The 8,776-nt window shown below is 42.7% G+C and carries 7 protein-coding genes and 2 pseudogenes; 3 read left to right on the top strand and 6 right to left on the bottom strand.

Translation table 11 applies throughout. The features are described 5' to 3' along the window. Positions 1-54: 54 nt before the first annotated feature. From HWQ39_RS06090 to HWQ39_RS06105, 4 genes are all read right to left on the bottom strand, one after another. Positions 55-3,414, bottom strand: coding sequence for a leucine-rich repeat domain-containing protein (locus HWQ39_RS06090; protein WP_292842630.1), 3,360 nt, complete (start codon positions 3,412-3,414; stop codon positions 55-57). Positions 3,415-3,617: 203 nt separating this feature from the next. Next, positions 3,618-4,007 (bottom strand): type II toxin-antitoxin system VapC family toxin, encoded by a 390-nt coding sequence (locus HWQ39_RS06095; protein ID WP_292842632.1) that lies wholly within the window; start codon positions 4,005-4,007, stop codon positions 3,618-3,620. Further along, positions 3,997-4,206, bottom strand: a complete 210-nt coding sequence (locus tag HWQ39_RS06100; RefSeq protein ID WP_292842634.1) for a hypothetical protein — start codon at positions 4,204-4,206, stop codon at positions 3,997-3,999. The genes HWQ39_RS06095 and HWQ39_RS06100 overlap by 11 nt, the downstream gene beginning before the upstream one ends. 69 nt (positions 4,207-4,275) lie before the next feature. Next, positions 4,276-4,413 carry a hypothetical protein gene (locus HWQ39_RS06105; RefSeq protein WP_292842635.1) on the bottom strand — a complete coding sequence of 46 codons (138 nt, stop codon included), beginning with the start codon at positions 4,411-4,413 and terminating at the stop codon, positions 4,276-4,278. 308 nt (positions 4,414-4,721) lie between these two features. Between HWQ39_RS06105 and HWQ39_RS06110 the strand changes: the two genes are divergently transcribed. Then, entirely contained in the window at positions 4,722-6,293 is a 1,572-nt protein-coding gene (locus tag HWQ39_RS06110; protein WP_292842637.1) for an adenosine deaminase, read from the top strand. Between the two features lie 282 nt (positions 6,294-6,575). On the opposite strand, the gene HWQ39_RS06115 is transcribed toward HWQ39_RS06110, so the two are convergent. Next, entirely contained in the window at positions 6,576-6,773 is a 198-nt protein-coding gene (locus HWQ39_RS06115) for a hypothetical protein (RefSeq protein WP_292842639.1), read from the bottom strand. Between the two features lie 272 nt (positions 6,774-7,045). Between HWQ39_RS06115 and HWQ39_RS06120 the strand changes: the two genes are divergently transcribed. Continuing rightward, entirely contained in the window at positions 7,046-7,531 is a 486-nt protein-coding gene (locus HWQ39_RS06120; protein WP_292842641.1) for a GNAT family N-acetyltransferase, read from the top strand. Positions 7,532-7,686: 155 nt separating this feature from the next. Here HWQ39_RS06120 and HWQ39_RS06125 read toward each other — a convergent pair. After that, a pseudogene (locus HWQ39_RS06125) lies at positions 7,687-8,034 on the bottom strand (class I SAM-dependent methyltransferase); the annotation flags it as partial. Between the two features lie 131 nt (positions 8,035-8,165). On the opposite strand from HWQ39_RS06125, the pseudogene HWQ39_RS06130 reads away from it, so the two are divergent. Next, positions 8,166-8,491: pseudogene (locus HWQ39_RS06130) on the top strand (ISKra4 family transposase); the annotation flags it as partial. Positions 8,492-8,776: the final 285 nt, after the last annotated feature.

Below are 8,776 nucleotides of genomic sequence, written 5' to 3' on the forward strand. Positions count from 1 at the left end.
ATTAAAGGCGGGTATCATTTCAATCTATGCGATCGCCTCTGGAGTTAGAAAAGTCTATTTAACAGGGGGAAGCTTTAGTTCTATGCCTACTTTCTGACCTATTTCCAGAACATTGTTTGTAAAGTCTGTCATAGCTGCGATCGGGGCAGCGACTACAGTAGCAGCAGTTAGTAAAGCTACTAGACGCTTTTTGAGTTTGGGTAAATTGCGTTCTTTTTCTGGCTTTTGAATTTCTACTTGTACATTATCAATATCGATGATAATGTCGTCGTGGGTTTCTGGTGGAAATTGGGCAGCAGTTTGGCGTAAATTGCCGATCAGTTGCATTAGTTCTGCTACGCTTGCGCCGCTTGTTTGGTTGAAGTTAGAGGCTTGCTGACTGGCGTTGTCTTTGACTTGGTTGGCAAGGTTGGCGATGTTTGCGCCTTGATTATTGTTTGTGAATTGAGAATTTTCTGACATAGTATTTGCCTCGGCTTTATTATTAATTTTAATTTTTCTGCTCACAGCTAGTTTAGCAATATCTCGCATATCTTCGTATGCAGTCCTATCATCTAAATCATTATCTCCTTTTTGTGATTTTCGACGCGATTCTAGTGATTCATACCCATCAAGTAGTTGACGTAAATCGAGTTTTAATTTTAGTTTGCCGATGGTGATTGTGCTTTCACCCATTGATTCAAGTCCCAGAAGTTCTTGGTAGTCGAGGGGTGGATGGTTGGGATGGCCGGGAACGGGAACCCATTCGGTGATTTCGAGATTGGGGAGACTTTTGTGGATTTTTTGGAAGACATCGCGGAGAATGCCGAGAAATAAGCGGCGGGTTTCTTTGCGTCCGCTAATGGTGATGAAGATTGTTTTGTCTTCGGGATCGGCTTTAATCCGAGCAATGTTGTAGGTTTCGTTGTTTTCTTGATATTGCAGCATTACGCCACTGCGCCAATAGATTTGGTTATGGATTTTTTCGTGGGTATTGACGATGAACCGGGAGATGATGCTTTCGGAGAGAACTTTGTAATGGTATTGAAATTCCAGGGTTTCGCCTTGGAGTTCTGTTTTGTCTGGTTGGTCTTTAGGCAGAAGTCCCGCAATCAGAAATTGTGGTGGATAACATTCTAGTGCAAAGCCAAGCTCGAATTCCTTCATTAGTTCGATCAGATAACCATGACACTCGGTCGGGTAGCGCTCTGGATTGAGGATGCGGGTGAGATCGGCAGGGGTGAAAATGCCTTTGGTTTTAGTTTTGAGGGTTTCATCGCTCAGGAGCGCGTAAATGCCTTCTGTCACCCAGTTGGGTTTGAGGACGTTGGTATTTTTGAGGATGGGGTGATCGCGGAAGTTGAGAACTAAGCCGAGTCGATGGAGGAGATCGATCAGTTGCTCTTGGTTTTGTTCTTCAGGAATTTTGTTTTCGTGGCAGATGCCGATGTAGCGGTTGTAGCTGATGAAATCTTGGGGCATGGATTCGAGTTGTTGTTTAACCTCAAACCATGTCAGGGGTAGAAGGTCGTAGACTTCTTTGAGGTTGCCGACTTGCTGGAAAATGGCGGTGCGAAGTTCATCAATGCCGATATTGTCTTGGCAGGAGGTTTCGATAATGGCTTGGATGTTAGGATATTTTTCGCGTAACGCCTTGCGGTTGATGTCGAGGGGTTGTTCGTCTTTTTTGTTGCCAACAATAATTACGGGGGACTGTCCGCCGAAGCTTTCGATTAGTTTAAGCCAATATTCGATGCGGTTTTCTTCTTCGCTGGTACGACAATTACAAACGAGGAGATAGAGGCTGCGCTTAGTCAGAAAAAACTGATGGGTGGCATGATAAATTTCCTGTCCGCCAAAGTCCCAAACATTGAGGCGGATGTCTTTGCTATTGACCGGCACGTTCCAAGTTTCTACATTGAGTCCGTCCGTTTGAGGTTGATTTTTATCATATTTATTGCGGATTAGTCGCTCAATGAGGGATGTTTTGCCGACGCTGCCTTGTCCGATGAGCAAGAGTTTGGCTTCGTGTAATGGTCGAGTTTCACTTGTGTGAATTTGCCTCAAGTAATTAGAAATCTCTTTTGCATCTTTTGAATTCAGAATTTCTAATGGAATATTGGTAATTGAATTGCCACTGAGGTTAAGATGTCTCAGATTGGTTAATTTAGCTAGTGCCTCTGGTATCTCAGTTATTTGGTTGTTATGGAGGGCAAGCAGGCTCAGATTGGTTAATTTAGCTAGTGCCTCTGGTATCTCGGTTATTTGGTTGCTACTGAGGCCAAGCTGCATCAGATTGGTTAATTTAGCTAGTGCCTCTGGTATCTCGGTTATTTGGTTGATACCGAGGTAAAGCAGCCTCAGATTGGTTAATTGCGCCAGCGCCTCTGGTATCTCGGTTATTTGGTTGTTACTGAGGTCAAGCAGCCTCAGATTGGTTAATTGCGCCAGCGCCTCTGGTATCTCGGTTATTTGGTTGTTACTGAGGTCAAGCAGCCTCAGATTGGTTAATTGCGCCAGCGCCTCTGGTATCTCGGTTATTTGGTTGTTACTGAGGTGAAGATGTGCCAGATTGGTTAATTTAGCTAGTGCCTCTGATATCTCAGTTATTTGGTTGATACTGAGGTAAAGCTGTGTCAGATTGGTTAATTTAGCTAGTGCCTCTGGTATCTCGGTTATTTGGTTGTTACCGAGGTAAAGCTGTGTCAGATTGGTTAATTTAGCTAGTGCCTCTGGTATCTCGGTTATTTGGTTGTTACCGAGGTAAAGCTGTGTCAGATTGGTTAATTTAGCTAGTGCCTCTGGTATCTCGGTTATTTGGTTGGAATTGAGGTCAAGCAGTTTCAGATTGGTTAATTTAGCGATCGCCTCTGGAATCTGGGTTATTTGGTTGCAACGGAGGTAAAGCAGCGTCAGATTGGTTAAATTAGTGATCACCTCTGGAATCTGGGTTATTTGGTTGTCACTGAGGTGAAGCAGCGTCAGATTGGTTAATTTCGCGATCGCCTCTGGAATCTGGGTTATTTGGTTGTCACTGAGGTGAAGCTGGGTCAGATTAGTTAATTTGGCAATCGCCTCTGGTATCTGGGTTAGCTCTACTCGAATTAAGATAAGTTCCTCTAAATGTAGTATTTGCGTTACCACATCGGGAATGCTCTCTAAAGGATTGCCACTGATATCCAACTTACGCAAATTAGGCAAACCCAATAGTTCGAGTGGAAGCGTTTTTAAATTGTTACCTGAAACCTTGTTGAGATAGCGGTCTCCTACTTTTTCATAACCTTCAACCTTCTTTCCCAAAATCAAAGACTCAAGCTGCTGCAACTTACCAATTTCCACAGGTAACTCAGTCAACTCTTGCCCCGACAAGTCTAACTCTCGCCAACCCTCAGCCACGGCGCGATCTATCAGTACCAATAACTCATCCTGCGTCATAATTCCAAGGAGAAGGGTAAAAGGAAAGAAGATTGATGAAGATTATCTTAACTGATTAGAGAAAATGCTAAACCATCACTTTTTGGTGATCTGTCAGTTTGCTGTTTGGGATATTGCAGATTTAGGCGATGCCTGCGGCAGGCTACGCCTACGCGCCTTGAGATGATGGGAAAAGGCGAGATCGCAAAACATAATAGCCATCATTACCAATGCTCTATAACCAATCCATCCACATAATCAAAATCTGAATCATCGGTCACAAGCACCCAACCATTTTCCAGACAATGCGCTGCAATCCAAACATCATTCATAGGAATTGGTCGTCCTTTGCGCTTCAAAGCCGAACGAGTCTGAGCATAGATAACTGCCGTTCTCTTTTCCACAGGCACAACCGTACAAACTTCCATAAACTCGAAATATCGAGGAAGATTTTTCAACGGTCGAGTTGAGTTCTCAGCCCCAAACAGTAACTCTCCCGCTACTACCACCGACAAAAATATTTCTGGTAACGCCAACACCCTTGAAACAACATCAGGATCACCATTCAAAAAACGTATTGCAACAGAAGTATCTAATGCAATCTCACCACTCATTTAAATCAACCTGACGACAATCAGCTTGAATTGCTTCTTGTAAATTAGCCGCCTCATCATCACTCAAAATACCAGCAAATTTCGCTAGAGGATGATGACTACGCGTTGTCTGAACGCGATGCAAAAAATCTAACATTACTTTGACTAACTCATCTGGAAGCTCTGCAATTTCTTGGATAAGCTGCTCGCGGCTAGTCATACATTTGCCCTTTTTAGCAAAGTTTACCGTCAATATTATAACGAATCAGTGAATCAGTCTCAAAATCAATTACACAGGTTTAGCGTAGGCGTAGCCCGTCGCAGACATCGCAAAAATTTGACTAGCCAAATACTCATGGCGGAGTTCGCTTTTACTTTCTGCTTCTAAACATTCGGCAATCGAGAAAACGGGAATCGGCGATCGCATAACTTTAAATCGGGTTTCTGGCTATCTCTGTTATTAGAGGATGTTTGAAAAGTTCTCTTATCGGTATCAAAAGTTTTAGATCCCCCTAAATCCCCCTTAAAAAGGGGGACTTTGATTCCGGTTCCCCCCTTTTTAAGGGGGGTTAGGGGGGATCAACAAGTGCCTAAAATCACAGCCAAAGACTTTTAAAACATCCTCTTAGACGCGCATCAGCTTATCACTTTTTCAATGCTTAATTACCGCAGATAAAGGCTAAAATGATGCGTAAATTTAACCAGAGTATTCTGGCCATGAAAAAATGAATTTATATGCATAGACGAGCGCCCTTATCTTTGTTTTTAGGAGTATTAACGAGTTCTAGCTGTTTTATCTTCAGCGTAGTAGCCCAAGTCCCATCTAATTCGCAGCAGTCCTCAACTCGGAATGAAACTGAAACTGCTAGTTGGTTTGAAGCCCATCGCGCCCAACCAGCTGCTTTACGAGCATTTGTACAGCGAATGCCGAAGGGAGGAGATATTCACAGTCATCTAAGCGGGGCTGTGTACGCAGAACACTATCTAGAGTGGGCTGCCAGCGATGGGTATTGTGTGAATCCAAAGGCGGAGGTTTTAGTTGAACCTAAAGCTTGCGGGCAGGACAGTAGCTATTTTCCTGCCTCAGAATTGTTCAACCGAACATCTGTTTATGATTCCCTAATAAATCGTTGGTCTACTCGTAACCTCCGATTTGCGGGAAAATCTGGACATGACCAATTTTTTGAGGCTTTTAGTGGTTTTGGGACAATATCAGACTCTATGACCCGTCGGGATGATATGGTTGCAGAAGTAGCAAATCGGGCAGCTTCGCAACATATTACCTATCTAGAGTTAATGCTTACCGTTCAGGGCAGCGAGGTTCGACAGCTAGGGCGTGAAGTTGGTTGGAATAAAGATTTCCAAGAAATGCACCGTCAATTGCTCAAACGAGGATTAACCAAGCTAGTGACACTCGGCAGCCAGCAACTTGCACAGTTAGAGGGCGAAGTCTCGAAAACACTCGGTTGCGGCACTCCATCAGCACAGCCTGGATGTGCAGTGAAAGTGAGCTATTTGCAGCAAACGACAAGAACAAAGTCGCCCGTTGAAGTGTTTGCTCAGTTAGCTTATGCCTTTGCACTAGATTCATCAGATTCGCGGGTAGTTGGCATCAATCTCGTCGCCCCAGAAGACAACCCGATTGCACTGCGCGACTACACCCTGCAAATGCAAATGCTGCAATTTCTCAAACGCCAATATCCCAATGTCAAGGTCGCACTCCATGCCGGAGAGTTAACCCTGGGTTTGGTGACTACCGAGAATTTACGTTTTCATATTCGGCAAGCTGTAGAAGTGGCACAGGCATCTCGCATTGGACATGGTGTGGATATTCTTTTTGAGGAGCGTCCCTTCGAGTTAATGGAGGAAATGCGGCGACTCGGCGTGTTGGTCGAAATCTGCCTGACCAGTAATGAGGTTATTTTAAATGTCCAGGGAGATCAGCATCCTTTTATGGAGTATTGGAAGGCTGGAGTACCAATGACTCTTGCTTCCGATGATGAAGGCATTTCCCGCATCGATTTAAGTCATGAGTATCTGTTAGCGGCAACAAGATATAAGCTGGGATATAAAGACCTCAAGCGACTGGCTCGCAATAGCTTAGAATATAGTTTCGCTCCGGGAAATAGTCTCTGGGAGTCGCCTGAGTTTAAGGCAATGGTTTCAGCTTGTGCAAGCGATACCCCTGGTAAAACCTCTGTTTCTCAAGGGTGCAGTGCTTTTTTGCAAAAGAGCGATCGCGCCCGGATTCAATGGCAGCTAGAGTCGGAATTTGCTCGGTTTGAGTCATTACAGAACTGGCTTTGATTGACTGTCATAAAAATGTAGAGCAACAAATTATCTGACCGCAGGGACAAATTAGAAATCAAGTTTTTCATACTTGCAAGCTTTACTTAGGGACTTCCAACAAATAACTTATTCAATCTTGTGGGGCGGGCATCTAGCCATTGGATACAATGCAGCGTGTGACACAAAAAAATGAGAGGATAATTGTGGTTGTTAGACCATATATCCACTCAAAATTCACTGTATTAGGGTTACAACAAAAGACCCCACGAGATGATTAAAACTTAGGAGAATTCAAATCAATTAACGTGACTCAGTTCCTTGATTGGGACTACCTGCTACAGAATCTTCTCCTGGTGCTTCTGGAGTAGCAGTAGGTTTAGCATCACTCTTTTCAGCATCGCCAGTTTTGCGAATACTTTCGTCGATAGGGGTTTGGTAGCCACCAGAAGCGGTAGGCGTACTTTCTTGATTGTTAGATTTTTCTTGTTGTTCAGCCATGATTACATTCCTGATTATTTATCGTTTGGACTATCTTAAAAAATTAGGCGTGTGAGTGCATCTATCCAAAATCTAGTTATGGCTGATTCTTTCCTCTATCGTAAGTATTGTTTTTTTTAATTTGGTGGTGGGTAAGAGCAAGCACCATAATTTTTCGATTTTACACCTAGTCCCCAATTCCTAATCCCCAGTCTCCTTTACAACATTCTCTAAGTAAATAAAGTTAATAATATGATGTGATGATTGCGATCCCAACTATCAAAGTATAATTAATGAACCAGAGCAATCTATCGTTACCATCTGGATGTGTCCTTCGTAAGGCAACCTCTGCCGATCGGTGGTCAATTCGATTGCTGGTATTCTCAGCAAGACTCGATCCAACTCAATTAAATTGGCAACAATTTTGGATAATTGAATGCAATGAGAATCTTATAGCTTGTGGACAGCTACGTAACTTTTCAGGGGCGCAAGAACTTGGTAGTTTAATTGTTGCATCAGCTTGGAGAGGTCGCGGTTTAGGTACTTTCTTAACGCAGCATTTGATTAATACAGCAACGCAACCACTTTATCTGGAATGTTTAGGTCAACGACTAGCGCAGTTTTACAGTCGCTTTGACTTTGTGCCAATATCTTTTGAAGACTTGTCACAATTTCCCAAAACAAGGGGATTATCTACGCTCAAGGGAAAATTTAGATTCTCGCAACTAGCTAAAAGATTACTCAGAGTTCCTGTGGTGTTTATGGAGTATCAAGGTTAAGCTAATTCGTAATTCGTAATGACGCTCTCTACGAGACGCTAAAAGCGTATCTTACTTCCCTGTAAGGGTACGAATACTCGCTACCGCTACGTAATTCGTAATTCGTAATTTTAAGGTATGCAGAATAAAGATTGATACAAGATGTTTCCAACCCTTTACTCTCCCTTATTTCCCATTAGACATTTTCCAATCGGAGGTTTCGCAAAAATTGTTAGCAAGACAGACCCTAGTAAATAATGGTGATTCAAACACAATAACCCAGCAGAGGAGCCAAGAAGTTGACGTTGATTAGGGCTGTAGAGTCTAATTCCACGGGGAGAAACTGGCAATAATTGAGGTTCTATCTCTTTTTTAGAAGTAATGTCAACTAAATAAAAGCGTCCACCAGGAGAAAGTACCCGTGCTATCTCACTAAGCACCTGTTTTGGTTCCAAATAGTGCAAGAAGCTGATAGTGCTAAAAACAGCATCAAATTGACTATCGGCAAAGGGAAGAGACTCAGCTATGGGTGCATCCCAGTTTTTATTATTCAAAAACAAATAAATAACAGGGAAGGATTGTTACAGAAAACGGAAGTCAGGAAGTAAGGGGACATCAGGAAGGGATAATAAAGTCATCAAGACTAGGTGTATCAATGACTCCTGAAGAAGAGCAACAGATAAAAGAATATTCTCGTGCAATAGCAAAGATACTGTACAAAAGTACTACGGGTGAACAACTCACAAGTTTGGCAAAAATAGAAGAAATAGTACGCTCTCAAATGCAGGAATATGTCATGCCAGAAGTAGGGGTTTTTTTATCGAAAATGCCACAGGAGAAAGCAGCGGATACAAACGAAAAATAAAAAGTATTATTGGAGAACTGCCAATTACAAACTCTCAAGCACAAAAGCTAGAAATTAAATCCCATAATCAATTGAGTCCATATCTAGAAGCTTGTTGTTTACGAATCAGCGCGTCGGATCGTATCATTGAGTCTACTGTCAAACAGATTGACCGTCGAACCAAAATTTCTGGCGCACAATGGAAATCTGATAACGTTCCTCAAGTCTTAGCTCAACGCCAGAGCTTATCTCAATGGATTAATCTTTGCTCGCTAAATAAAAACTGGGATGCTCCCCAGTAGCAGCAGCTAGCAAACCAGTTTCTTAAATGTTGAGGATTTATTAAATCGAGTGCAGATGAGATTAGTTTATCAACCATTTCTGTTGTAGTTGGAGCAAAACTGCGTAAAAAAGATTTAAGT

The sequence above is a fragment of the Nostoc sp. NMS8 genome, from assembly GCF_017115045.1.
Taxonomy (GTDB): domain Bacteria; phylum Cyanobacteriota; class Cyanobacteriia; order Cyanobacteriales; family Nostocaceae; genus Nostoc.

Excerpts from the sequence above, each read along its gene's own strand:
- HWQ39_RS06100 (WP_292842634.1), bottom strand. The coding sequence starts at position 4,206 with ATGACTAGCCGCGAGCAGCTTATCCAAGAAATTGCAGAGCTTCCAGAT.
- HWQ39_RS06105 (WP_292842635.1), bottom strand. The coding sequence starts at position 4,413 with ATGCGATCGCCGATTCCCGTTTTCTCGATTGCCGAATGTTTAGAAGCA.
- HWQ39_RS06120 (WP_292842641.1), top strand. The coding sequence starts at position 7,046 with ATGAACCAGAGCAATCTATCGTTACCATCTGGATGTGTCCTTCGTAAG.
- HWQ39_RS06110 (WP_292842637.1), top strand. The coding sequence starts at position 4,722 with ATGCATAGACGAGCGCCCTTATCTTTGTTTTTAGGAGTATTAACGAGT.
- HWQ39_RS06115 (WP_292842639.1), bottom strand. The coding sequence starts at position 6,773 with ATGGCTGAACAACAAGAAAAATCTAACAATCAAGAAAGTACGCCTACC.
- HWQ39_RS06095 (WP_292842632.1), bottom strand. The coding sequence starts at position 4,007 with ATGAGTGGTGAGATTGCATTAGATACTTCTGTTGCAATACGTTTTTTG.
- HWQ39_RS06090 (WP_292842630.1), bottom strand. The coding sequence starts at position 3,414 with ATGACGCAGGATGAGTTATTGGTACTGATAGATCGCGCCGTGGCTGAG.